Annotated in this window: 19 protein-coding genes; 10 read left to right on the plus strand and 9 right to left on the minus strand. The window is 64.7% G+C overall.

Annotated features, from left to right (window positions below; all coding sequences use genetic code 11):
• Positions 1–28: 28 nt before the first annotated feature.
• Together CCICO_RS10905 and CCICO_RS10910 are read right to left on the minus strand one after the other, a co-directional pair.
• Positions 29–1,267: a M20 family metallo-hydrolase gene (locus CCICO_RS10905; RefSeq protein WP_018019600.1), complete on the minus strand. Its 1,239-nt coding sequence runs from the start codon at positions 1,265–1,267 to the stop codon at positions 29–31.
• A 21-nt stretch (positions 1,268–1,288) separates the two neighbouring features.
• Positions 1,289–2,908, minus strand: coding sequence for an amidohydrolase (locus tag CCICO_RS10910; protein ID WP_018019601.1), 1,620 nt, complete (start codon positions 2,906–2,908; stop codon positions 1,289–1,291).
• A 123-nt stretch (positions 2,909–3,031) separates the two neighbouring features.
• Here CCICO_RS10910 and CCICO_RS10915 point away from each other — a divergent pair, with 123 nt between their 5' ends.
• From CCICO_RS10915 to CCICO_RS10925, 3 genes are all read left to right on the plus strand, one after another.
• Positions 3,032–4,162 carry a PucR family transcriptional regulator gene (locus CCICO_RS10915; RefSeq protein ID WP_018019602.1) on the plus strand — a complete coding sequence of 377 codons (1,131 nt, stop codon included), beginning with the start codon at positions 3,032–3,034 and terminating at the stop codon, positions 4,160–4,162.
• 154 nt (positions 4,163–4,316) lie between these two features.
• Entirely contained in the window at positions 4,317–5,720 is a 1,404-nt protein-coding gene (locus tag CCICO_RS10920) for an MFS transporter (protein WP_018019603.1), read from the plus strand.
• Between the two features lie 43 nt (positions 5,721–5,763).
• Positions 5,764–6,198, plus strand: a complete 435-nt coding sequence (locus CCICO_RS10925) for a thioesterase family protein (RefSeq protein ID WP_018019604.1) — start codon at positions 5,764–5,766, stop codon at positions 6,196–6,198.
• On the opposite strand, the gene CCICO_RS10930 is transcribed toward CCICO_RS10925, so the two are convergent.
• The gene (locus tag CCICO_RS10930; protein ID WP_244263988.1) at positions 6,195–7,133 is read right to left on the minus strand and encodes a potassium channel family protein; all 939 of its coding nucleotides are present in this window, start codon (positions 7,131–7,133) and stop codon (positions 6,195–6,197) included. The two genes, CCICO_RS10925 and CCICO_RS10930, sit on opposite strands and share 4 nt — an antisense overlap.
• A 5-nt stretch (positions 7,134–7,138) precedes the next feature.
• Complete coding sequence (locus tag CCICO_RS10935) at positions 7,139–8,614, minus strand: hypothetical protein (protein WP_051067246.1); 1,476 nt, start codon at positions 8,612–8,614, stop codon at positions 7,139–7,141.
• A gap of 113 nt (positions 8,615–8,727) precedes the next feature.
• Here CCICO_RS10935 and CCICO_RS10940 point away from each other — a divergent pair, with 113 nt between their 5' ends.
• The 6 genes from CCICO_RS10940 to CCICO_RS10965 are packed head-to-tail and all read left to right on the plus strand — an operon-like array spanning position 8,728 to position 14,877.
• On the plus strand, positions 8,728–11,649 hold the full coding sequence (locus CCICO_RS10940) for a DUF4040 family protein (RefSeq protein WP_018019607.1): 2,922 nt from the start codon (positions 8,728–8,730) through the stop codon (positions 11,647–11,649).
• Positions 11,646–12,080 (plus strand): sodium:proton antiporter, encoded by a 435-nt coding sequence (locus CCICO_RS10945; protein ID WP_018019608.1) that lies wholly within the window; start codon positions 11,646–11,648, stop codon positions 12,078–12,080. The genes CCICO_RS10940 and CCICO_RS10945 overlap by 4 nt, the downstream gene beginning before the upstream one ends.
• On the plus strand, positions 12,080–13,609 hold the full coding sequence (locus CCICO_RS10950; protein ID WP_018019609.1) for a monovalent cation/H+ antiporter subunit D family protein: 1,530 nt from the start codon (positions 12,080–12,082) through the stop codon (positions 13,607–13,609). The genes CCICO_RS10945 and CCICO_RS10950 overlap by 1 nt, the downstream gene beginning before the upstream one ends.
• Before the next feature lie 7 nt (positions 13,610–13,616).
• Entirely contained in the window at positions 13,617–14,153 is a 537-nt protein-coding gene (locus CCICO_RS10955; protein WP_018019610.1) for a monovalent cation/H+ antiporter subunit E, read from the plus strand.
• Positions 14,150–14,419, plus strand: coding sequence for a hypothetical protein (locus tag CCICO_RS10960; protein ID WP_018019611.1), 270 nt, complete (start codon positions 14,150–14,152; stop codon positions 14,417–14,419). The genes CCICO_RS10955 and CCICO_RS10960 overlap by 4 nt, the downstream gene beginning before the upstream one ends.
• A gap of 2 nt (positions 14,420–14,421) precedes the next feature.
• On the plus strand, positions 14,422–14,877 hold the full coding sequence (locus CCICO_RS10965; protein ID WP_018019612.1) for a Na+/H+ antiporter subunit G: 456 nt from the start codon (positions 14,422–14,424) through the stop codon (positions 14,875–14,877).
• 141 nt (positions 14,878–15,018) lie between these two features.
• Here CCICO_RS10965 and CCICO_RS10970 read toward each other — a convergent pair whose 3' ends face one another.
• Both CCICO_RS10970 and CCICO_RS10975 read right to left on the minus strand, forming a co-directional pair.
• Entirely contained in the window at positions 15,019–16,371 is a 1,353-nt protein-coding gene (locus CCICO_RS10970) for an HNH endonuclease signature motif containing protein (protein ID WP_018019613.1), read from the minus strand.
• A 94-nt stretch (positions 16,372–16,465) separates the two neighbouring features.
• Positions 16,466–17,848: a GntP family permease gene (locus tag CCICO_RS10975; protein WP_018019614.1), complete on the minus strand. Its 1,383-nt coding sequence runs from the start codon at positions 17,846–17,848 to the stop codon at positions 16,466–16,468.
• Positions 17,849–17,899: 51 nt separating this feature from the next.
• On the opposite strand from CCICO_RS10975, the gene CCICO_RS10980 reads away from it, so the two are divergent.
• On the plus strand, positions 17,900–18,487 hold the full coding sequence (locus CCICO_RS10980; RefSeq protein WP_018019615.1) for a TetR/AcrR family transcriptional regulator: 588 nt from the start codon (positions 17,900–17,902) through the stop codon (positions 18,485–18,487).
• On the opposite strand, the gene mmsB is transcribed toward CCICO_RS10980, so the two are convergent.
• The 3 genes from mmsB to CCICO_RS10995 all read right to left on the minus strand — a co-directional run bounded on the left by mmsB (position 18,488) and on the right by CCICO_RS10995 (position 22,635).
• The gene (gene mmsB / locus CCICO_RS10985; protein WP_018019616.1) at positions 18,488–19,369 is read right to left on the minus strand and encodes a 3-hydroxyisobutyrate dehydrogenase; all 882 of its coding nucleotides are present in this window, start codon (positions 19,367–19,369) and stop codon (positions 18,488–18,490) included.
• Positions 19,370–19,384: 15 nt separating this feature from the next.
• Positions 19,385–20,917, minus strand: a complete 1,533-nt coding sequence (locus CCICO_RS10990; RefSeq protein ID WP_018019617.1) for a CoA-acylating methylmalonate-semialdehyde dehydrogenase — start codon at positions 20,915–20,917, stop codon at positions 19,385–19,387.
• Positions 20,918–21,087: 170 nt separating this feature from the next.
• Positions 21,088–22,635, minus strand: coding sequence for a catalase (locus CCICO_RS10995; protein ID WP_018019618.1), 1,548 nt, complete (start codon positions 22,633–22,635; stop codon positions 21,088–21,090).
• Between the last annotated feature and the right edge of the window lie 163 nt (positions 22,636–22,798).

Raw genomic sequence — 22,798 nt, forward strand, 5'->3', positions numbered from 1 at the left:
TCTGCGGTGATTGGCCTTTTCGCCTGTCTCAACCCAGCTCGCCCGCCAGCAGCCGCCGCACCACGGCGGTGAGCACTTCCACCCCGGCGAGACAGTCGGCATCACTGGTGCACTCGGCCTCGTTGTGGGAGATCCCATCCACACTGGGTACAAAGAGCATCACGGTGGGCACGATCTCTTTAAGGTTCGTGGAATCATGCCCGGCCACGGTGTACACATCATGCGGCTGGTAGCCGCATGCGATGGCCGCAGCCCGGCCCAGCTGCACTCCCGCCTCCGGATAGGGGTTGAGCGCCCACTCATGCGTGGCCTCGAGGGTGATGGTCGTGCGAGATTCCTCCGCGGCCTCGGCGGTGATCTCGTGCAGCCGCTCGTGGGCGGCGGCGAGGATCTCGCTGTGTGGGGAGCGTAGATCCACGTTAAACACGACCTCGCGGGCGATCGTCACTGGGGAGTTGGGCTGCACGCTCAGCTGCGCCACGGAGCTATGCAGCTGTCCGGCTGGATACTCGGCGCACAACCGGCGCACCGCGGCGATCACCACGGCGGCCCCCACCAGAGCGTCGCGCCGATCCTCCATGAGCGTGGATCCGGTGTGCCCCTGCTCGCCGCGCACCACCGCGCGATACTTCCTCGCGCCCCAGGTGGCGGTGACTACCCCGATCTGGGCGCCTACCTGCTCGAGGGTCTTTCCTTGTTCCACGTGAATCTCCGCATAAGCGCAGATATCAGGTGGGGTGTGCGAGCCGGCTGGGCCGGACCAGGCTGCCCGGTCGAGCGCCTCCCGCACGCTCACCCCCTGCAGGTCGGTGGCGTTGAGAGCGTCGACAAGCGGCAGCGTCCCACAAAACACTCCGCTGCCCATCATCGATGGGGTGAAGCGGGAGCCTTCCTCATTGAACCAGTTGACCACCGCGAGATTCCGGCGCGGCGGATTCTCCTCACAGCCAGCGCGCAGGCGCTCAGCCGCGTGCGCAGCGGCAAGCACCCCGTAGGCTCCGTCGAAACGCCCCGCCCGGGGCTGGGAGTCAAGGTGCGAGCCCACCAGCACATAGGGTGCGCCGGGCTGGAATTCGAAGAGGCCGAACTGGTTGCCGATGGCATCGTAGATCACCGTCGCCCCCATGGCACCCAGCAGGTGCTCCAGCCATGCGCGAGCCTCGCAGTCCGCAGCTGATGCCGCCTGCCGCTCCACCCCGCCGGCGGGCGTGGAGCCGATGCGGGAGAGCTCGGCGAAATCCTTAAGGAAAGGGGAGTTCCTCGCCATGACTGCGCCGCCTCCTCGCTCTTAGATCTCGCCGTAGACCACGTCGCCGCCCAGGATCGTGGCCTGCACCTGCAGCTGTCCGATCTCTTCAGACGCCACCTCGAGCGGGTTTCGATCAAGCAGCACACAATCCGCCAGCTGGCCCGGCATGATCTGGCCCTTAAGCCCCGCCCAGCCGGTGGCCGCAGCCGAACCGGCGGTGTAGGCGTAGAGGGCTTGTTCCGCGCTGAGCCGCTCGTTCTCGCCATACACCTGTCCAGATTGGGTGGTGCGCAGCACGAAGGACTCGATGGCCTTCAAAGGCGCCCCCTCAGCCACTGGCCGATCCGAGCTGCCGGGCAGGATGAGCCCGGCGTCGAGAAGCCTGCGGGCGGGGTAGGAAAACGCGGCGCGCTCGGTGCCCAACACGCTCGCCATGGAATCGCCGAAGGCGTGCACGAATCGGGGCTGCGGCACAATCACAATGGGACGCCCGCCGATGGTGTCCAGTTGATCGTTACGCACCACCCCGCCGTGCTCGATGCGGTGGGGAATCTCCGGCGCGCCGAAGGTGTCGATCGCCTCGGAGAGAATGGAGATGGACAGATCCACTGCAGCGTCGCCGAGAGCGTGCAAGGCCAGCGACCAGCCCGCCGCCGCGGCCCCTAGGGCCTGGCGGCGCATGTGCTCCGGGTCGCCCTGGAAGTAGCCGTGGTGGGGGCAGCACACATAGTCTTGCGTCATCGCCGCCGTGGTGCCGAGAATGGAACCATCAGTGAACATCTTGGTGGGGCCGATCTGCAGCCACTCATCACCCAGACCAGTGCGGATGCCGCCATCCAGCCCGTAGCCGAAGCCATCCGACTCGTGGCCGCCGATCTCATGCAGTGCATCAATAGTGGGCATGATCTGCATTCGGGTATGACGCGTGGCCTGCTGATAAGCTCCGATCTCGCGCGGGCTATGCCCGATCCAGCCGCCAGCCACCCCGCAATCCGTGACCGAGGTGAGCCCCTCCTGCAGGTAGTGCGCGGTGGCCGTCTCAATTGCGGCGGCGATCTCGGCGTTGGACTCCGGCAACAGCACCTGCTGAATCAAACGCATGGCGTTCTCATCCAACAACCCCGTAGCCTGGCCGGTACTGTCGCACACCACCTCACCGCCTTCCACCTGCGGCGGATTCTGCGGATCTACTCCTGCGGCACGCAGCGCCGCGGTGTTCACCGTGTTCGCATGCCCCGAGTTGTGCTTGATCAACAATGGCCGACCACCGGCAGCTCGGTCGAGCTCAGCGATCCCCAACTCCCCGTCCTTGAGGGCGCTGGGGCGGAAACCCGAGGCAATCACCCATTCCTCAGCACCGAGGCTGGCGGCCGCCGCAGCCACCTTCTCATAAACATCGCTCGTGGTGTGTACCGCGGAGAGGTCCACCTCCGAAAGCGTCTGGCCAAACCAGACCGTGTGGGCGTGGGCGTCATTGAAACCAGGGACGATCGTTGCCCCACCGGCGTCGATACGGCGGTCGGCGGGAAGCCGCCGCGCAGCATCATCCACCGCCACGAAGCGACCCTGCATCATCGCCACCGCCGTGGCGACCGGCCGCGCCGGATCCTGAGTGAGGATCGTGGCATTCTCTACCAACACAATCGGGCTATGGCTCATAAAACTGCTGCCTCCTCGGGTAGTGCATTCGATGCAGCTAGCCTAGTGCCACAACGCCTCTGCCTACCCCAACACACCCACAACGGTGGTTTTGGCTAGCAGCAGACCAGTACAGTTGTGCATATGCACGATGAGCACTGGCACAGCCTCCTCACCCAAGCGCGAGACACAGTCACGATCATCGTGGACGAGTTCATCGCCACCTTCCACAACCAAGGCGGCTACTCCGCTCATAGTGTCAGCGAGGAGGAGCTACGCGACACCGCGGAAGACATTCTCAGCATGTTCATCGACGCCCTCCTCGGCCGCGTCGACGAGCAGCACTTCCGCTCCCACGCCGAAGCCCTCGGCCAGCGCCGCGCCAGCCAAGGCATAGCGCTCACAGCGCTTATCGACGCCATCCAACTGGACTTCGTTGTGCTATGGACCAGGCTGAGAGAACTTGCCGGCGCCGAAGCCATGCCCGCCCTCGTGGACAACGTGGAAAAACTCCACCGCCTGGTCTCCCACTACAGCTTCTGGGTGCGCGATTCCTATGTGCGCCGCACCGCCGAATCCGCCCATAACCTTCGCCTCGCCAATCTCCGCTTCGTGGACCGGCTCCTATCCGCCAGCCGTATCGGCCCGCTCGGGCTTACGGAAATCGCCGACGCCCTCGGCCTCGATGTCAACGGCCACTTCCACTGCCTGTGCGTGCACCCCAACGACGCCCACCACGCCCGCACTGTCCTAGAGCCACTCAGTTCCAAAGGCGCAACCTTCGAGCACAACTACCACGGGATGTACGTGGTGTTCTGGGCCACCCACACCAGCGTGGACACCGCCACTGTTCGCAGCGTCCCCGGGCTCATCTTCCGCGATGTCCCCGGCCTGGCCGGGGTACGCACCGCCGCCCACTCCGCGCCCAGCATTTTCAAATCCACCGGGGCACCCACCCAGCTCGCCGACGCTTCCGAGCTACGCTGGGCCGTCGCCGGCGACGCCCTCAGCAGCCTCGACAACGGAGAGATGACCACCTACACCGCCGCGCTGGCCGGGCTGCGGGACAAAAAGGACCCCAGCATCGATACGCTCTGGGCCTATCTACGCACCGGCTCCCTGAAAGAGGCCTCCGAGATTTCCTTCTGCCACCGCAATACCGTGATCAACCGGCTGAAACTGATCAAAAACCTCACCGGTCTCGACCCCACCGTTCCCGTGGACGCCACCCTGCTACTCCTCGCTCTTCAGCGCCGCAGCACCGACACACCCTAAGTGGCCTGCCGCTGTGCGATTGCATAGCTCCACACGCCGGTGGGCGCGGAAAAGGCCCAGTTTTTCCCCTGTGCTGGGGGATACATCCTGCACCGACCCCGCTGCCCTCTCTAGCCTTGTGTGCAATGCACCACATAGAGCTAGGAGGCTCGATATGAGCAGGACTGATCCCACATCCCTGAGCGGGGATCCGCAGGCGGATCCTTCCACCCCCGGCGCGACCGCCCCGGGGCAGGACCGCAACCACACCACTGTGCAGGTAGATCCCCGCGAGGTGGGTAAGATCGCCCGCGCCGCGTTCGTGGGTACCGTGCTGGAGTGGTACGACTTCTTCCTTTTCGGCACCGCCTCGGCGCTGCTCTTTCATTATCTGTTCTTCTCCGGCACAGACGACGCCACCGCCACGCTGGCGGTGTTCGCCACCTTTGGTGTGGGCTTTTTCGCCCGCCCCTTCGGCGCGGTGATCTTCGGCCGGATTGGCGACAAGCTGGGCCGACGTCCAGCCCTGATCCTGTCGATCGTGGTGATCGGCGTGGCCACGGGCCTGATCGGTCTGCTGCCCACCTATAGCTCCATCGGTATCTGGGCGCCGATCCTGCTGACTGTGATGCGGCTAGGCCAGGGTGTAGCCGTGGGTGGCGAGTGGGGCGGCGCCACCACGATGGCCATCGAGCACGCCCCGCCGGAGAAACGCGGCCGCTATGCTGCGTTGATCCAAATCGGCTCCCCGGTGGGCACGCTGCTGTCCTCGGGGGTATTCGCCCTCGTGTTGCTGCTGCCAGAGGAGACCGTGGACTCGTGGGCGTGGCGCATTCCCTTCCTCCTCGCCTTCCCCTTCCTTGGCATTGCGCTGTGGATTCGCCTGAAGGTGGAGGAGTCGCCGGTATTTCGCGCCCTCGAGGAGGAGGCCGCGAACTCTCAACAGGAGCAGGGCTCTCTCAAGGAGCTTTTCGGTTCCTACCATCGTCAGCTGCTGCTCGCGATCTCTGCGGCGTTGCTGGGCATTGGTGGTTTCTTCGTCATGACCACCTATGTGATGAACTACGCCACCGCGACCCTCGGGATGGAGCGCCAGGACGTGGTCAACGCCACTCTGCTGGCGGCGGTCTGCCAGATCTTCATCAACCTCATCTTCGGCCGCATCGGCGAACGCGTAGGCCCTGGGCGCATCATCGGCTGGGGTGGTGTGGCCACGGCGGCGCTGTCCTATCCGGTGTGGATGATGATCGACAGCGGCACCGTGGTGCTGCTGACCCTCGCGGTGTGTATCGGGTTGAGCGTAGTCACGATCACCTATTCGGTATCGGGTTTGCTGCTCTCCGAGCTGTTTCCCGCGCAGCTGCGCTACACCGGTATAGCGATCGGCTCCAATGTGGCGGGGGCAATTTCCGGCATGCTGCCCTTTGTGGCCACATGGCTTAACACCTCAGGCGATCAGCCTTCCGCCTGGCCGGGCATGCTGATTCTCGCTGTGGTTGCGCTCATCACCGCGGCGGGTGGCTTCCTCGGCGAGCGCCACCGCGTGCAGGACGATCTGGTGCTGCAGGAAGAAGATTAATGTAACCTAGGGCACACTTATTCTCGAGGAAAGGACACCCATCGTGCTCGCCCCGGGCGATAGCCATCTAAAGCACTACACGCTCGAATCGGGCCACACTGTGCCCGACATTCTGCCGGAGGCCCCCGAGTTTCAGGCCCTGCCCCCGGTGCTGACCACTGGGGCGCTGCTGGCGCTCATGGAGTGGGCGTGCATCGAGCACATCACCCCCGAGCTGGCGGACGGCCAGATCACCCTCGGGGTGGGCATGAATCTCACCCACGATGCGCCGTGCACCACCGGCGCTGAGCTCCGCATCAGCTGCGAGGTGCAAAACTCCACGGAGCGGAAACTCACCTGGCAGGTCGAGGTACGCGCGGCCGACGACACCCTCCTCGGCACCGGGGTGCACACCCGGGCAGTAGTGGCCCGCTCCTCCTTTGTTCAGGCTGTGAATAGCCAAGTGGACAGAATCGGCGGGGATACCATCAGCGGCTAGGGGTTCTCCGGCTGTTCGGGGGAGTCGTCGAGGTGGCGTCGATAAGCATGCTCCGATAGCTGGGATTTGAGGGTGGAGGTTTCCTCCCGCAGCTCCTGCACCTGCTGGTTCAGCTCCTGCACGGCGGCGAGCAGCTCGTTGTGCCGGGCAGAATCCATGTACTCCTCAGTCTCCGAGGAGGTGGTCTGCACCTGCTCCACCAGCCACGAGGACAGCATGGCGGTCACCACACCGGCGATCGCAATACCCGTGAGCATCAACACCGAGGCCACCAGCCGGCCCTGGGTGCTCACTGGGGCAATATCGCCGTATCCCACCGTGGTCACCGTCACCAGCGCCCACCACACGGCATCGCCGAAGTCAACGATCTGGCTGCCATCCTGCGGCGACTCCGCCTCGTACAGGGTGATCGCAGCGACAATGATGACCAGCACCGCGGTCACCGAGGTGTACCACGCCACATTCACCCGGGCATTCGCCGCCGAGAAGCGCTGCAAAATCACCAAGGTGGGCAAAATACGCAGAATACGCAGCGGGCGAAACATTGGCAGCACAATCAGCGCCAACTCCCATAGGTGGTGCACAAACCAGCGCCACGAGTTCTCCGCCAACACCAGTCGCACCACGTAGTCCACCAAAAAGCACAGCCACACGCCCCACATGCCCACATTGGCGATCTTCGTCAGCAGCGCATCATTCGCCCCCAGCGCCGTCCACGCGTACAACACCAAAAACAGTAGTGACGCCACCAGCATCGGCCCCTCGGAGTGGCGCTCCCACTTCTCCCGGGCGCTCACATGCTGCGGCACATGCGGCGCGAAAATTTCCCGCACCACCACCGAGGTCTTCCGCCGCAGCGGCATATTCGAAAGATCAATGGGCCCCGTATCATCATCGGCCCAGCTGTCAGGGTTTTTATCAGTCGAAGCAGCCACGGCCACTACTGTGCCACAAGCTCTGGCTCCTCGGGCTTATCGACGCCACCCTCCAGCTCATCCACCTCATCGTCTTCGCTGCGACGCACCAACCACAGCCCGCCGGCGGCAAGCAGCGCCAGCACCACAGCCGAGCCGCCCACCATCGCTGCAGGCGCGCTATTGCCCACGGCACTAACCCCGGCGGTGGCGTAGTGCAGCGGCATCAGCCCCGCACCAATCCGCGCCCCCAGCCCCACGGTGGTTGTGGTGGCCTGATCCCACACCACGCCCACCACGCCAAGCTGGACCAGGAAGAAAGCCCCCACCGCCCAGGCGGCGATGCGCTGCGGCAGTAGTAGCTGCCCCACCTGGGCGATCGCAATCCCCGCCACAGTGCTGAGCAGCAGCAACACCACCGCCCCTGCGAGGGCGGCCGCGCTGAGGCTGCCCACCACAGCCAAGGCCACAGCAGCGCAGAGGGTGATACCGGCCGCGGCCAGCAGCTGCTGGGACAGGCGCATCCTCCGCAGGCCCGCGGCGGCGCCGAGCCCCATGGCCAAGGCCGCTACGAGCAGGGCATACAGCGGGGGCAGAGCATTGCCGCGCGGCTCGGGGTTCTCCGCGGCCGGATCCGGCTGGGCGGCGCGGGCCGGCAATGCGCGCTGGATGCCGGTGATGCTGGTTTTGTTCTCCTCCGCCATCTTCTCCACGCGGGCGGAACCATCGGCCAGCGCCGCCGCGCCGTCCTTCGCTTGGGCGCTGCCCTCATCCAACTGCCCCAGCCCTTGGTGCAGATCCTTGGCGCCCTTGGTGGCCTGGAAGATACCGTCGTGGAAGGCGAACCCCGGGGTGTTGAGCTGGTTGGCCAGCTCACGCGACCCCTCCCGCATGCGGGTCAACTGTGCTTTTTGCTCCTCCGTGATGGTGAGGTTTTCCAATTGGGGCCGGTACTCCTGCAACTGCTCGCGCAGCTGCTGGGAGCGGGGATCCACCGAGCGCTCGAGTTCCTTATCGATCTGATCCACCGCGGCCAGCAGCTGGCCACGGGAGGCCTCCACCCCCACTAGGGCGCCGGTGACCTGCTCGATGCCGTCGGCAAGCTCTTGGGCGCCAGGGCCCATCTGGCCCACGCCGGCCTGGAGCTGCACCAGCCCGTCGGCGAGCTCGCCGGAGCCGGTGTGGGCCTGGGAGATGCCGTCGTGAAGCTGCGTGGTGCCCTCGGCGAGACGCCGAGATCCATCGCTTAGCTCCTTCACACCGGAGCTTAAGAAACCGGATTGGGTTCCGGCGCTACTGGCGGCCCGGCGCGCGGCGAGCAAGTCCGCATCCGAATAGCCGGCGGGGCTGGCGGCTGCGGGCGCGCCGGAGGGATCCTCCTTGGTGGACCAGGCGTCAGCGGGTTCCATCCTCAGCACAGCCGCCGCCACCGTGGCGGCGAGCACGGGCACAACGATGACGAGCACGGCCAGAAACCGAGTGAGCATGGAAGAGGTTTTCATGAGCACCAAATCTATCCCCTAGGAGCCAGAATCGGCGAGAGGCCCACCGGTTTACCCAGCTGGTAACGTAGAATGCGGCAATTTTTCCCCGGACTCCAAGTGTGGAACTTTCTATGACCCTATCGACCGTTTTGCTGTTGGTGGCAGCCACTGTGGTGCTCGCTCCACTAGCAGTTCGCTTGGGTGACCGGCGTGCAGGTTGGCCGCTCGCACTGCTGTTTCTCACAGCAGCGGGTGTGCTGGCCTCCCAGCTACCGGACATCATTGATGGCGATTCGCCCACATTCTCCATGACGTGGATCAGCGACTTCGCCGCTACAGGCGTAGATGTAAACCTGAATTTCGTCGCGGATCCTCTCAGCACCTTCTTTGCTTTGTTGGCGCTTGTGATCGGCGGAGTGGTCTTTATATATTCGGCCGCTTATCTGCACAACGATGATCGCAACCTGAGCTTCTACTGGCTCATGTCCGCGTTCACCTTCTCCATCCTGCTGCTGGTACTCACCGACGACATCGTGGTGCTGTTCATCGCCTGGGAGCTCGTGAGCATGGCCAGCTTCATGCTCATCGGCCGCGCCAAGGGATCCAGCGGCCAGATGGGCGCGATCCGCACCCTGATCCTCACCTTCACCGGCGGCCTGACACTACTGACCGCCGTGGCGATCATGGTGGGCAAGACCGGCACCACCTCCATCTCCGAGATCCTCGCCTCCGATTTCTGGTCGGCCGATCCGGGGCTCACTACTGTTTTGGCGGTATTGATCGCGGTCTCTGCCTTCACTAAATCCGCCCAGCTGCCCTTCCACTTCTGGCTGCCCGAGGCGATGGCCGCCGCCACCCCCGTCTCGGCGTTCCTGCACGCCGCCGCCGTGGTGAAAGCCGGCATCTATGTGCTCATGCGTTTCTCCGCCGTGTTCGCGGACAACCACACATGGAACGTGCTGCTGATTTCTGTGGGTATGACGACCGCAGTCATGGCCGCGTTCTTCGCCATTCAGAAGACCGACTTGAAGAAGCTCACCGCCTACTCCACCGTCTCCCACTTGGGCTGGATCGTGGCCACCATCGGCGTGGGCACCCCCTTTGCGCTCGCGGCCGCGCTGGTGCACACCTTGGCGCACGGACTATTCAAGTCCAGCCTGTTCATGCTCATCGGCGTGATCGATCACGAGGCCGGCTCCCGCGACATGCGCCGACTGGGCCCGCTGTACAAGAAGATGCCCTTCACCTTCGCCTCCGCCACCATCGGCCTGATGTCGATGGCCGCGGTGCCGCCGCTGTTCGGCTTCGTGTCCAAGGAGGGCATGCTGGAAGCCTTCACCGAGGCTCCCCTGACCTCCACCGGCGTGAGCGCACTACTGATCGCGGCAGCTGTGGGCGCATGGTTCACCTTCTCCTACTCGGCGCGCTTCTTGTTCGGGGCTTTTATCGACGGCGAGCGCTCGGTGGATGATGTCCACGAAGCACCCATCTCGCTCTGGCTTCCCGCCGCCCTGCCCGGCCTGATGTCTCTTCCGATCGTGTTTGTGCTGGGCACACTGGATAAGCCCATCGACGCCGCCGTCGGCTCGGTGGCTGCTGAGCCGCACCTGCACCTGGCGCTGTGGCACGGGGTGAACACCCCCTTCCTGATCTCCATGGGAGTGCTGGCCGCCGGCCTGCTCACCATCATCTACCGCAAGCCACTATTCAAGGCGATCGGCCAGTACACCTTCGCACCCTTCACCGGCAACGACGCCCTCGAGGTGCTCATGGCCTCGGCCGCCGGCTGGGGCAAGGCCGTGGGCCGCATGGCGGACTCCTTCTCGCCCTCTCGTCACCTAGCCCCGCCGCTGGTGGTGCTGTGCATCCTCGGCATCGTGGTGAGTGTCTTCACCGGCGGAGTCGACGGAGTAAGCATGCCGCCACGGGTGGAGGGCACCGATGCGCTGCTGGATTTGGTGCCACTACTGATCGTGGTCATGTCTGTCAGCGGCCTTATCCGGGCCAAGTCCCGCCTCCACGCAGTAGTGCTCGTGGGCACCGCCGGCGTGGGCGTGACCCTGCAGGTGCTGATCTTGGGCGCGCCCGACGTGGCGCTCACCCAGTTCACCGTGGAGATCCTCATCACCGTGATGATGATGCTCGTGGTGCGCCTGCAGCCGCGCTACTTCCACAAGACCTCCGACCGTCGACGCTACTGGGCGGCCGTGCTGGCCATTGTCACCGGCGTGGTCACCTTCCTCGGCGTGTACAACCTGCTGGCCCGCAACGGCGGCCGCTCGGAGATCGCGCAGTGGTACATCGACAACGCCCCCGATATTTCCGGCGGCACCAACATCGTCGCCGTGATCCTCGTGGAATTCCGTGCACTCGATACCCTGGGCGAGCTGTCCGTGCTCGGCATGGCGGGTGTCGTGATCTACTCGGTGGTCTACTCGGTGCCCAAGCACAGCTTCCTCCCCGGCACCAAGCCGCCGCGCTTCGGCTTCGAGGAGCTCAACGCCACCCCGCTGCGGCACGTGTTCAAGGTAGTAGTCCCCATCCTCATGGTTCTGTCCGTGCTGATCTTCCTGCGTGGACACGAGGACCCGGGCGGAGGATTCGTGGCAGCACTCGTGGCCGGCGGGGCCATCGCCCTCGGCTACCTGGCGAAGCCCGCCGACGAGCGGATCGTCAAACCCAACACCCCGTTCCTGCTCATCGGTTTCGGCATCATCCTGGCGCTCACCCCAGGCTTCTTAGGCCTGGCACAGGGCTCCTTCCTCTACGCCATCCACGGACACATCGGTGACATCCACCTGACCACCTCCCTCATCTTCGACATGGGCATCTACCTGGCGGTGCTCGGCATGATCACCATGGGCATCAACGCCCTCGGCGGCCGCCTGCGCCCCGGTGCCTACCCCGGCGATCTCGCCTTCGTCCGCGACGACGAATCGCCCCTGCCCGATGTCAGCTTCGACGAAGACCCCGAGGCGGAACTGACCGACCCGGACTTCCACCACCAGATGGACGTCGAAAAGCACGAAGGAAAGAAGGTGCACCAGCAATGATCATGGCACTGACCATCGCGGTCCTCGTGGCAGGCGGTGTGTACCTCGTGATGCAACGCGGCATGATGCGCATCGTGCTCGGCATGTCGCTCATCAGCCACGCCGCCAACATCATCATCCTGGTAGCCGGCGTACCCGCCTACCGGGGCGAAGTATTCGGCGACCGCACCGACGTCGCCGACATGGCCGACCCGCTGCCCCAAGCCTTCGTGCTCACAGCCATCGTGATCACCATGGCCACCGTCACCTTCATGCTGGCGCTCGCAGCCCTCGGCCTCGACGACGACACCCGCAACCCCACCGACCCCGAAGCGCCCGCCGCGTGGAACACCGCCGGCCGCAAAGTCCGCACCAACCAGTCACCCCGCCGCTCCGAAAAGCTCAAGCAACGCTATGAGCGGCACCTGAAGGATGCGGAGGAAAACGACTAATGGACATTGTTCTTCCGCTGTTTGTTGCGATCCCACTACTGATCGCGGGCATCGCGACACTACTGCCCAACAAAATCGCCCGCGACGCCCTGCACCTCATCGTGCCCGCGGCAACCATCGTCGCCGGGCTGTGGCTATTCAGCTACACCGCCGAACACGGCACCATCGCCCACAACGTGGGTAAATACGTGGGCGGCGTCGCCATCCCCTTCGTGGCCGACTCCTTCTCGGCGGTCATGATCGTCACTACTGCCATCGTGGCCCTGGCGGCGAACTGGTTCGCCACTACTGTTGGCGAGACCCGCGCCCGGTTCTACCCCGCGCTCACCCTGATGCTGCAAACCGGCATCAACGGCGCACTACTGACCGGCGATCTCTTCAACTTCTTCGTGTTCATGGAAGTCATGCTGCTGCCCTCCTACGGGCTGCTCGCCATGACCGGCACGTGGTCGCGCATGGCATCCGGCAGGCTATTCGTGCTGGTGAACCTAACCGCCTCGACACTACTGCTCATCGGCGTCGGCATCCTCTACGGAGTCGCCGGCTCGGTGAACATCGCCGCCCTCGCCGGGGCCGGCACAGAGCGCGGCCCCATCACCGTGGCCCTCGGCATCGTGATGATCGCGCTCGCCATCAAAGCCGGCGTGTTCCCCCTACACACCTGGCTGCCGCGCACCTACCCCGGATCCTCGGCCGCAGTGATGGCCCTGTTCTCCGGCCTGCACACCAAGGTGGCGGTGTACATGATCTTCCGTATCTACACCGTGATCTTCGACCTCGACGACCGCTGGAACACCCTCATCATCGTGGTGATGGTGGCCTCCATGCTCGTCGGCGGTTTCGCCGGCCTGGCCGAACACACCATCCGCCGCGTACTCGCCTACCAAATGGTCAACGGCATGCCCTTCATCCTGGTGATGCTCGCCTTCACCAGCCTCGACCCGCAGCGCGCCCTCGCCGCCGGCATGCTCTACGCCCTGCACCACATGATCACCATCGGGGCACTGACCCTCACCTCCGGCGCGATCGAAGAGACTTACGGCACCGGCCGACTCATCCGGCTATCTGGGCTTATGCGACGCGACCCGCTAGTCGCCGCCATCTTCGCCGCAGGCTCCTTCTCCATCGTCGGCTTCCCGCCGCTATCGGGCCTGTGGGGCAAGCTGTTCATCATGGCCGAGGTGGCGCGCCCTGCCACTACTGCCTCGTGGATCGTGATCGCCACCATCATTGTGGCTTCCATGGGTGCACTACTGAGCATGCTGCGCGTCTGGCGCAAGGTGTTCTGGGGCAAGCCCATGCAGACCTCTGAATTCCCCGCCGACTATGTGATCGCCAAACCGATCATTGCGCCGGCCGCCGCCATGATCCTGCTGTCCTTCGCCATGTTCATCTTCGCCGGCACCATGTTTGATGTGGTGCTCACCGCCAGCGAGGGGCTACTGGACGTGAGCAGCTACCAGCAGGCAGTCCTAGACAACTTCGATCAGGCCCAGGCCGTCGGCGTCGTCGCCGGGGCGGCAGGATAGGACAACAATGCACTGGATTAGCTACACCCTCTGGTTGATTGGCCAAGTGATTGCGTCGGCAAGCAAAGTCGCAATCGACACGGTCCGCATCAACAACACGCAAGACCCGATCATCGTCAACTACCCCGTGCGCGTCACCGGTGAATGGGAACGCACCTTCTTTTCCACCTCCATCACCATGACCCCCGGCACCCTCTCCGTGGGATTCAGGCCCGTCGACGCCATCGATGGCGCCGAATCCGAATCCGGCCACATCCTGCTCGTGCAGGCCGTCTACGGATCCGACCCCGCCGGCGTGATCGCTGACCTCGCACACATGGAGGAAAAACTCGCGCCCCGCGTCGCAGCACACCCCATCACCTACAGCCCCTGGATGTACGCCGGAAACGTCGGCGACGGCTACCGCAACGACATCGACTTCCCCCTCGCGGAGCTCGACGAAGACAGCGCCAAAAGCAAAGAACAACAGCGCGTCGCACGCATCAAACAAGCCCGCATCGAGGCCGCCAAACGGCAACAACAGCAGAAAGGAGACAAGAAATGAGCGTTCTTGACATCATCTGCTACCTCGGCATCGCCGCCTTCACCATCTCGCTCACCATCGCGCTATCGCTGGCCATCCGCTCCCAAGATGCCGGCACCCGCGCACTACTGGCCGACATGGTGTTCTACTGCATGCTCGGCATCTACCTCGTCTGGACCCTCACGCATCCCGTGTCCATCTCCTACGAGATAGCCATCCTGGCGTCGATCATGGGCGCACTCACTACTGTTTCTCTCGCCCGCATCCTCTCGAAAGGCAGGAGGTAGCCATGCCCATCAGCGACATCATCGTCGGAGCCCTCGTACTCCTGGCCTCGTTTCTCGCCATGGTTACCGTCCGCTCCATCTGGGAAGCCAAAGATGCGCTCACCCGCGTCAACTTGCTGAGCCCGCTCACCGGAGTAGCACTACCGTTGCTGATCATCGCCAACCTGGTGCACGACTTCTCCACCAAAGGCATTGACCCCAACAACCTGGTGCGCGCCATCATCTCGATCGCGTTCCTCCTAGCAGTAGTGAGCGTCTCCAGCTTCTACCTCGCCCGCGCCATCTACGGCGTATCCGTTGATGACCGGGTGCGCCTCGCCCACGAACGGGCGGAGCTCACAGCAGCTGAGAAGCAGGCGGCCGACACTACTGGCACGCCCGACAGCCCCGCTGCTGGGCGGCAGCCCGAGGAAACCCCGGCCCCCGAAGCCGACCCGCAGCAGGCAGCTGAACAGTAGTGCCACCCTGCCCCAACCCCCAAGGTTCCACATCCTTGGGGGTTCAGTAGTTCTACCAGCCTCTCAGCCCCTCACGGTCCTCGGCACGCACGTGTGGCCCCGCCGCGGCTGGTGCGCGGTGGGGCTGGGTGCGTGGGTGGGTTAGTCGGCGGGTGGTTCGCAGCCGGGTGGCCAGGGTTGGTTGCGTATGCGTCTGCCGGCGGCGCGGGAGGCGGCGTAGCCGTTGTTGATGGTGACGGTGGGGTTGGGGGTGCCCCGGGCGGTGCCGACGATGCCTGTGTGTGGGTCACGTCGGGCGTGGTGTTTGCGGGGGTTGCGTTGGGTGTCGTCGTTGTCGGTGTGGTGGGTGCGGCATCGGGCGGTGAGGTTGTCTATGTCGGTGGTGCCGCCGTATTCCCAGGCTGTGATGTGGTGGATGTCGCAGCGGGAGAGGGGTGTGGAGCAGCCGGGGTGGGAGCATACGCCTTCGGTGGCGAAGAGGGCGAGTCTTTGGGCGAAGGTGGCGGTGCGGGCCATGCGGCCGACGCGGAGCGCCATGCCGGTGCTGGGGTCGTGGATGACGTAGAAGCCGTATTTGTTGGCGGCGAGTTCTTCGAGTTGGTCGAGGGTGAGGTTGATGCCGGTGTTGGTGGGCAGGCTGTAGCCGGCGGCGATGAGGTCGTCGCGGTCGAAGTCTTTGGCGGAGAAGCTGAAGACCATGGCGCTGCTGCGGCTGGTGTCGCCGCGGCCCATGACGGTGCAGGCGGCGTCGGCGCTGCGTTGGTCGAAGGTGCGGGTGTCGCCGCTGGGGCGGGGCTTGCGGAGTTCGGCGTCGAGTTGGGCTTTGAAGTCTGCGATGGCGGCGGCGGGGAGTTTGGCGTTGATGGAGCAGATGCCGTCTTCGTCGGCGCGGGTGATGCGGAAGAAGCGTTTAGTGCGGCCGCGGGCGGGGTTGGCGCCGAGCCGGGCGTTGATCGTGCGGACGCGTTCGATGGCGGCGGCGCGCACGTCGGCGTGGTTGTGGCTGGCGGCGTAGGTGATGAGCTGGTTGCGGAGGGTTTCGCGGATGAGGGCGTTGTCGGTTTTGAGTTTGGCGAGTTTGGTTTCAATGAGGGTGCGGGTTTCTGCGGAGAGCAGGGATTGCCGCATGAGACGTTCGCTGGCGTGGCGCAGTTGCTGGGCTTCGCTGTTGTCGTCGTTGTCGTTGACGAGCGGGCCGTAGAGTCGGTGCGCTTGGGTGGAGACGGTGGTGGCGCGGCTGCGGGACCAGCCAAGTTCTTCTTCGAGTACCCGCACGGCTTTTGTGGTGCCGGCGACCATGCTGGAGAGGCCGTTGGCGAGCCGGTGCGCGAGTAACACGTCGATGTGCGCTTTGATGCCCATGAGGGCGTCGAGCGCGACCACCTCGTCCCACTGCGCTGCGATGTCGGCGTCGCTGGCGCTATACAGTGCCGCCTCGGCGGCCTCGAGGGCGGCGGCGAGATCGGCGCGGGCGCGCTGCAGTGTGGTGGTCATGGCTCACATCGTGGCGCACTCTGCCGGCGCTGTCATCGCCTCGCGCGCTTATCGACGCTCCCCTGTGCACAACCCTTTTTTCCATGCACAACTTCTAGCTGGCAAGTAGCACGACGCCGAGAATTGCGCTAAGCACCACGATGGGAATCGCCACGGAGACTACTGCTATGTCCTTATAGGATTGCCGGTGCGTCATCCCGCAGACGAGCAGCATGGTGAGCACCGCCCCGTTGTGTGGCAGAGAGTCGAAAGACACTGAGGCCATGGCCATGAGCCGGTGCAGTAGTTCGGGGTCGATGTGTTGCTGGGCGGCCAGGTCCGCGAGGTCGGCGCCGAAGGCTTCGAGGGTGATGGACAGCCCGCCGGAGGAAGAGCCGGTGATCCCGGAGATCACGGCCACCGAGGAGGTGCCGACCAGGATGGCGTTGTGGGCAAAGTCGAAGATGGCGTCGCGAAGCACAGCGAAGACGGCGAGCGAGGCCACCACCGCGCCGTATCCCACCTCGGAGGCGGTGGTCAGCGCCGGCAGGATCGCGTTTTTGGCGCCCTCGGAGAGGTCTGCCACCAGCTCGGAGGCTTGGCGGAAGCGCATCGCCATGATGAGCAGGATGCCGGTGGCGAGCGCGACTACGACGCTCCACACTCCGCGGACGGCGTCGACAGTAGTGGAGCCGTACTTCTCCGTCGCCAGGTAGGAGAAATCCATCGCCTCGCTGAGCACGTACACGAAGAGGAAGTTCATGATGATCACTACTGCGATGGGCAGCAGTCCCCGCAGACCGCGTAGGGCAACGTTGCCGGTGCTCGAAACAGTAGTGTCGCTCTCGTCTTCCCCACCGAAGGGTTCCCCGGCGCGGATGAGTGCCCGGGCGCGGCGGTTCAGCCACAGCATCCCGAGTGCGAACATCGCCGCGGAGCCGATGAGCCCCACCACGGGTGCGGCGTAGCCGGTGGTGCCGAAGTAGCGGGTGGGAATCACATTGTGCACTTGGGGGCTGCCGGGCAGGGCGGCGATGGCGAAGGTGATGGTGCCAAGCGCGAGTGCCGCCGGCATGAGTCTTTTGGGGATCCCGGCGTGGCGGAACAGCGGGGTGGCGATGGGCACGATGGTGAAGGCCACCACCCAGGCGCTCACTCCGCCATAGGTGAGCAGGGCGGTGGCGAGCACGGTGGACAGGATCGCGCGCCGCGCCCCGAAGAGTGCCGAGATACCGCGAGCGAGATCGGCCGCCAGCCCAGAGCTGGTCATGAGCCGGCCGAAGATGGCGCCGCTGAGGAAGAGCGGGAAGAAGCTGATGATGAATCCGCCGAGCGCCGGCATGAAGATCTGGGTGTAGGTGGCCAGTAGTGGCGCCCCGGACAGTAGTGCCGCAAGCAGCGCCGCGATGGGGGCGACGATGACCACGGAGTGCCCGCGGTAGGCGAGCACGAGAAGCACGGCTAGGGAGAGAAAAATTCCGGTGAGCCCGAGTACCATTTTCTGCCTTTCTGGGCACCGGCGCGGGCCGGTGAAATTATAATGCGGGACATGACCACTGATTCGGCGCACCCCCACCCGGATGCCCGCACCCGCATTGTGGCGGTGGCCCGGGAGATGTTTGCGGAGAGTTCCTTTGCTGCGGTGTCGTTGAAGGAGATCGCCCGGGTGGCGGAGGTGTCTCCGGCGTTGATCGTGAAGCATTTCCACACCAAGGAGAACCTGTTCGCGGCCACTCTGGATTTTTCGGAGTCGGCGCGGGCGCTGTTCGCGGGCCCGTTTGAGCGGCTGGGCGCCACGGCAATCGAGGAGACGTTGACTGCCCCGTGGGCTGCTCCTTATTCGATCGTGCGGGCTCTCACGGTGGCGGATGGTTCTCAGGCGTCGGTGCAGGCGATCGGCGAGCGCATCCAGAGCGATATTTTGCGGGTGCTCACCAGCCGGATCGCCCAGGAGGCCCCGCACCCCTATCCCGCGCCGAGGTTGCGCGCCCAGGCGGCGATGTCGCTGCTCACGGGCTTGTCGATGATGCGTCGCTGCGGGGATGTGGAGTTTAGCTCTTTCCCGCGGGAGCAGCTGGTGGCGTTTTATGCCACCGAGCTGCAGTCGCTTATCGACGGCCACCCGCAGCCGCGCTAACTACTGCGCAGCGCGCACCTGGTTGATCACTACGGAAAAGTCTCGCGCCCCCTCCCCTGCCTCCTGCAGCTGGGTGAACAGTTCTAGGGCGTGCCGGCCGAGTTGGGTGTCGGTGCCGGTGTGCGCGGCGGACTCGATCGCCAGCCCAAGGTCCTTGCAGATGAGGTTAGTGGAGAAGCCGGCGGCGAAATCCTTGTTCGAGGGGGCACTGGCCACTACACCCGGCTCGGGGCAGTTGGTGGTGAGCGCCCAGCAGCTGCCGGTGGAGTTGGACACTACCTCGAAGAAAGCTTCTGGGCTGAGGCCGAGGCGCTCTCCGAGGACCATGCCTTCGGCGATAGCGATCTGTTGAACGCCGAGGATCATGTTGTTGCACAGCTTGGCGGCCGCGCCGGCGCCGGGGCCGCCGCAGTGGGTAAGGGACTTGCCCAAGACCTCCAGCACGGGGCGGGCCTGCTCCACGGCCTGCTCTTCGCCGCCGACCATGAAGGCCAGCTGCCCAGCTTGGGCGCCGACGACTCCGCCGGAGACGGGGGCATCGATGTAGCTGTGCCCAGCCTCAGCGGCGGTGGCCGCGTTGCGGGTGGCCTCGTCCACGCCGATGGTGGAGGAATCGATGAAGAGGGCGCTGCCGGGGTGCTCGGCGATGATCTCCTGGAGGGTGGCGTCGACAAGCGCACCGTTGGGGAGCATGGTGATCACAATGCTGGCGTCGCGGGCGGCGGCAGCGGCGGAGTCACGGATATCTACTCCGGCCTCGCGGGCGGCGGCGATGGCTGGTTCCATCACGTCGAAGCCGGTGACGGTGTAGCCGGCTGCGATGAGGTTGCTGGCCATGGGCCCGCCCATGTTGCCGAGGCCGATAAAAGCGATGGTGGTCATTGCTCGGTCCTTTCTTTAGTCCACCACCGGCATCACGAAGTGGGAGCCGGAGTGGGGGGTGAGCTCGGCGTCGTCCCGCACCCAGCGGGAGGTGACGGTCTTGGTCTTGGTGTAGAAGCGGAAGGCATCGGGGCCGTGCTGGTTCAGGTCGCCGAAGCCGGACGCCTTCCAGCCGCCGAAGGTGTGGTAGGCGATCGGCACCGGAATGGGCACGTTGATACCCACCATGCCCACGTGGACGCGGTGGGCGAAGTCACGGGCAGCGCCGCCGTTGCGGGTGAAAATGGACACTCCGTTGCCATAGGCGTGCTCGGTGGGCAGGCGCAGGGCTTCGTCGATGCTGTCGGCGCGCACGATAGTGAGTACGGGCCCGAAGATCTCGTCGGTATAGATCGACATGTCTGTGGTGACGTGGTCGAAGAGGGTGGGCGCGAGATAGTAGCCGCCGCTGAGGTCCTCGCCCTTGAAGCTACTGTCGGTGGCGCCGCGCTCGCGGCCGTCCACCACCAGCTCCGCGCCGGCCTCCACGCCGGCGTCAATATAGGAGCGCACACGCTCCACGGCGGAGGCGGCGACGAGCGGGCCGTAGTCGGCTTCTGGGTCGAGGCAGTGGCCCACCTTCAGCCCATCGATGCGCTCGACGAGCTTCTCGCGCAGGGCGGTGGCTGTCTCCTCGCCCACGGGCACCGCCACGGAGATAGCCATGCAGCGTTCTCCGGCCGAGCCATAGGCGGCGCCCACCAGGGCATCGGCCACCTCGTCGAGGTTGGCGTCGGGCAGGATGAGCATGTGGTTCTTGGCGCCGCCGAAGCATTGCGCGCGCTTGCCCGTCTCGGCGCAGCGAGTGTAGATGTGCTGGGCGATCGGGGTGGAGCCGACGAAACCGATGGCTTGGATCACCTCGGAGTCCAAGAGGGCATCCACGGATTCCTTGTCGCCATGCACCACATTGAGTACCCCGTCCGGCCCACCGGCCTCGGTGAAGAGTTTCGCCAGCATCAGCGGCACGGAGGGGTCACGCTCGGAGGGTTTGAGAATGAAGGCGTTGCCGGCGGCCAAGGCCGGGCCGGCCTTCCACAGCGGGATCATGGCGGGGAAGTTGAAGGGGGTGATCCCGGCGACCACGCCGAGGGGCTGGCGCATGGAGTAGGTATCCACCCCGGTGCCGACGGAGTCGGAGAACTCGCCCTTGAGGAAGTGCGGGGCGCCGAGGGATACCTCCACTACTTCCAGGCCACGCTGCACATCGCCCTTGGCGTCTTCGAAGGTTTTGCCGTGTTCGAGCGATAGCGCTGTGGCCAACTCGTCCATGTGCTCATTGATGAGCTGAATCCACGCCATGAGCACACGCATGCGCTTTTGGGGATTAAGCTGCGCCCATTCGGGCTGGGCGGCGCGGGCGTTGTCGATGGCTTCGTGCACATCGGCGGCGCTTGCCAGCCGCACCTGCGCTTGGACGGTGCCGGTGGAGGGGTTCATCACGTCCTGGGTGGCGGTGGAGCTGCCCTCCCACTCGCGGCCTCCGACGTAGTGATTGATGGTCTTCATGGGACTCTCCTTTGCTCGAAGGTGCTCTACACCACACCCTAGTGAGTCCCTAGTCACATTCCCAGTGTTTGTGCGATAGTGAACACCATTTACCCCACGCGCAGACCAGCCGCCCCTCACGCACAGAAAAACCCGCCCCTGACGCACAGGGGCGGGTGAATCAGTCAGGTTTAGCTCTGGGTGAAGAGCTCCTTGACGCGCTGGGAGAGGTTGGGATCAACCTTGGCCCAGTAGTCGTAGACCTGCTGCTCTACTTGGGCGCTCACACCAGCCATGGCGCGGGCGATATTGCCGGCCATGCGCTCGCGGGCGGCGTCGTCCAGCACCTCGCGGTAGAGGATGCCGGGCTGGACAAAGTCATCATCCTCGGGGTGCTGCACATAGGCGCCTCGGGTGAAGTCGGTGCCGTGGGTGTCATCCCACAGTCCGAGGTCTCCAGCCACGCCCACGGTCACGCCGGAGCCGGAGGTCTCCTTATCGTCACCCTCGCCGGCACCCTTGGCGTAGGCATTCGGGGAGTAGACGGCATCCGAGGGATCGTTGAACTCATAGGCCATGGCGCCATCCTTGGCGTAGGTGTTCACCTGGTTCAGCGGCCGGTTCACGGGCAGCTGGTGGGCGTTGGCGCCTACGCGGTAGCGCACAGCGTCGGCATAGGCGAAGCTGCGGGCGATGAGCATCTTGTCCGGGCTGAAGCCAATGCCGCGCACCACGTTGCTGGGCTCGAAGGAAGCCTGCTCGATCTGGGCGAAGAAGTTCTTCGGGTTGCGGTTGAGCTCGAAGTATCCGACATCGATGAGCGGGTAGTCCTTCTGAGACCACACCTTGGTGAGGTCGAAGGGGTTCCAGCGGTAGTTCTCGGCCTCGTCCAGAGGCATGATCTGCACCTTGACGTCCCAGCGCGGGTAGTCGCCGCGCTCGATGGCCTTGAACAGATCCTCGCGGGAGGTATCGGTGTTAGCACCCACGGCAGCCTCAGCCTCGGCATCGGTCCAATAGTCCCAGCCCTGCTGGGTCTTGAAGTGGTACTTCACCCAGAAGCGCTCGCCGTCCTCGTTGACCCACTGGTACGTGTGGGAGCCGAAGCCATCCATGTGACGGAAGTTGGTGGGAATACCGCGGTCACCCATGAGATAAGCCACCTGGTGGGCGGACTCGGGCGTGCGGGTCCAGAAGTCCCACTGCATATCCGCATCGCGCAGGCCAGTGTCCGGCAGGCGCTTCTGGGAGCGGATGAAGTCGGGGAACTTCATCCCATCGCGAATGAAGAAGACCGGGGTGTTGTTGCCCACCAAGTCGTAGTTGCCCTCTTGGGTGTAGAACTTCAGGGCAAAGCCGCGCACGTCGCGCCAGCCGTCCGGGGAGCCCTGCTCGCCAGCGACAGTGGAAAAGCGCGCCAGCATCGGGGTCACACGCCCGGGCTGGAAGAGGTCGGCACAGGTGTAACGGGAGATGTCCTCGGTAATGTGCAGCTCACCGAAGGCGCCAGAGCCCTTGGCGTGCACCACACGCTCGGGCACGCGCTCGCGGTTGAAGTGGGCGAGCTTCTCAAAGAGGTGCACGTCGCGCATATCGACGCTCCCCTGACGGCCCTGGGTAACCGAGTGGTTTTCGCTGATCACATTGGCGCCGTTGAGGCGAGTGGTCTGCTCGCCGCCGGGGGTACGGGCGCCGCCGTTGACAATGGCATCAAGATCGGGATTGTGCTGTTCAGCCATGGGTCCTCCTCAAAGGATTTTTTAATAGGCATCGTCTAATTGATGCCCGCTGCCTCATAACTATACCCATTGTATCTGAAATTCCAATTAATTGTCGTCCAACCGATAGGCATTACTGAAGGCAAGCCTTAGTTCGCGGCACGCTTTGCTAGGATCATCAGGT

Origin of the sequence: Corynebacterium ciconiae DSM 44920 (assembly GCF_030440575.1) — a bacterium.
In the GTDB taxonomy this organism is placed as follows: domain Bacteria; phylum Actinomycetota; class Actinomycetes; order Mycobacteriales; family Mycobacteriaceae; genus Corynebacterium; species Corynebacterium ciconiae.

Excerpts from the sequence above, each read along its gene's own strand:
- CCICO_RS10905 (WP_018019600.1), bottom strand. The coding sequence starts at position 1,267 with ATGGCGAGGAACTCCCCTTTCCTTAAGGATTTCGCCGAGCTCTCCCGC.
- CCICO_RS10910 (WP_018019601.1), bottom strand. The coding sequence starts at position 2,908 with ATGAGCCATAGCCCGATTGTGTTGGTAGAGAATGCCACGATCCTCACT.
- CCICO_RS10915 (WP_018019602.1), top strand. The coding sequence starts at position 3,032 with ATGCACGATGAGCACTGGCACAGCCTCCTCACCCAAGCGCGAGACACA.
- CCICO_RS10920 (WP_018019603.1), top strand. The coding sequence starts at position 4,317 with ATGAGCAGGACTGATCCCACATCCCTGAGCGGGGATCCGCAGGCGGAT.
- CCICO_RS10935 (WP_051067246.1), bottom strand. The coding sequence starts at position 8,614 with ATGAAAACCTCTTCCATGCTCACTCGGTTTCTGGCCGTGCTCGTCATC.
- CCICO_RS10940 (WP_018019607.1), top strand. The coding sequence starts at position 8,728 with ATGACCCTATCGACCGTTTTGCTGTTGGTGGCAGCCACTGTGGTGCTC.
- CCICO_RS10945 (WP_018019608.1), top strand. The coding sequence starts at position 11,646 with ATGATCATGGCACTGACCATCGCGGTCCTCGTGGCAGGCGGTGTGTAC.
- CCICO_RS10950 (WP_018019609.1), top strand. The coding sequence starts at position 12,080 with ATGGACATTGTTCTTCCGCTGTTTGTTGCGATCCCACTACTGATCGCG.
- CCICO_RS10955 (WP_018019610.1), top strand. The coding sequence starts at position 13,617 with ATGCACTGGATTAGCTACACCCTCTGGTTGATTGGCCAAGTGATTGCG.
- CCICO_RS10960 (WP_018019611.1), top strand. The coding sequence starts at position 14,150 with ATGAGCGTTCTTGACATCATCTGCTACCTCGGCATCGCCGCCTTCACC.
- CCICO_RS10965 (WP_018019612.1), top strand. The coding sequence starts at position 14,422 with ATGCCCATCAGCGACATCATCGTCGGAGCCCTCGTACTCCTGGCCTCG.
- CCICO_RS10970 (WP_018019613.1), bottom strand. The coding sequence starts at position 16,371 with ATGACCACCACACTGCAGCGCGCCCGCGCCGATCTCGCCGCCGCCCTC.
- CCICO_RS10975 (WP_018019614.1), bottom strand. The coding sequence starts at position 17,848 with ATGGTACTCGGGCTCACCGGAATTTTTCTCTCCCTAGCCGTGCTTCTC.
- CCICO_RS10980 (WP_018019615.1), top strand. The coding sequence starts at position 17,900 with ATGACCACTGATTCGGCGCACCCCCACCCGGATGCCCGCACCCGCATT.
- mmsB (WP_018019616.1), bottom strand. The coding sequence starts at position 19,369 with ATGACCACCATCGCTTTTATCGGCCTCGGCAACATGGGCGGGCCCATG.
- CCICO_RS10990 (WP_018019617.1), bottom strand. The coding sequence starts at position 20,917 with ATGAAGACCATCAATCACTACGTCGGAGGCCGCGAGTGGGAGGGCAGC.
- CCICO_RS10995 (WP_018019618.1), bottom strand. The coding sequence starts at position 22,635 with ATGGCTGAACAGCACAATCCCGATCTTGATGCCATTGTCAACGGCGGC.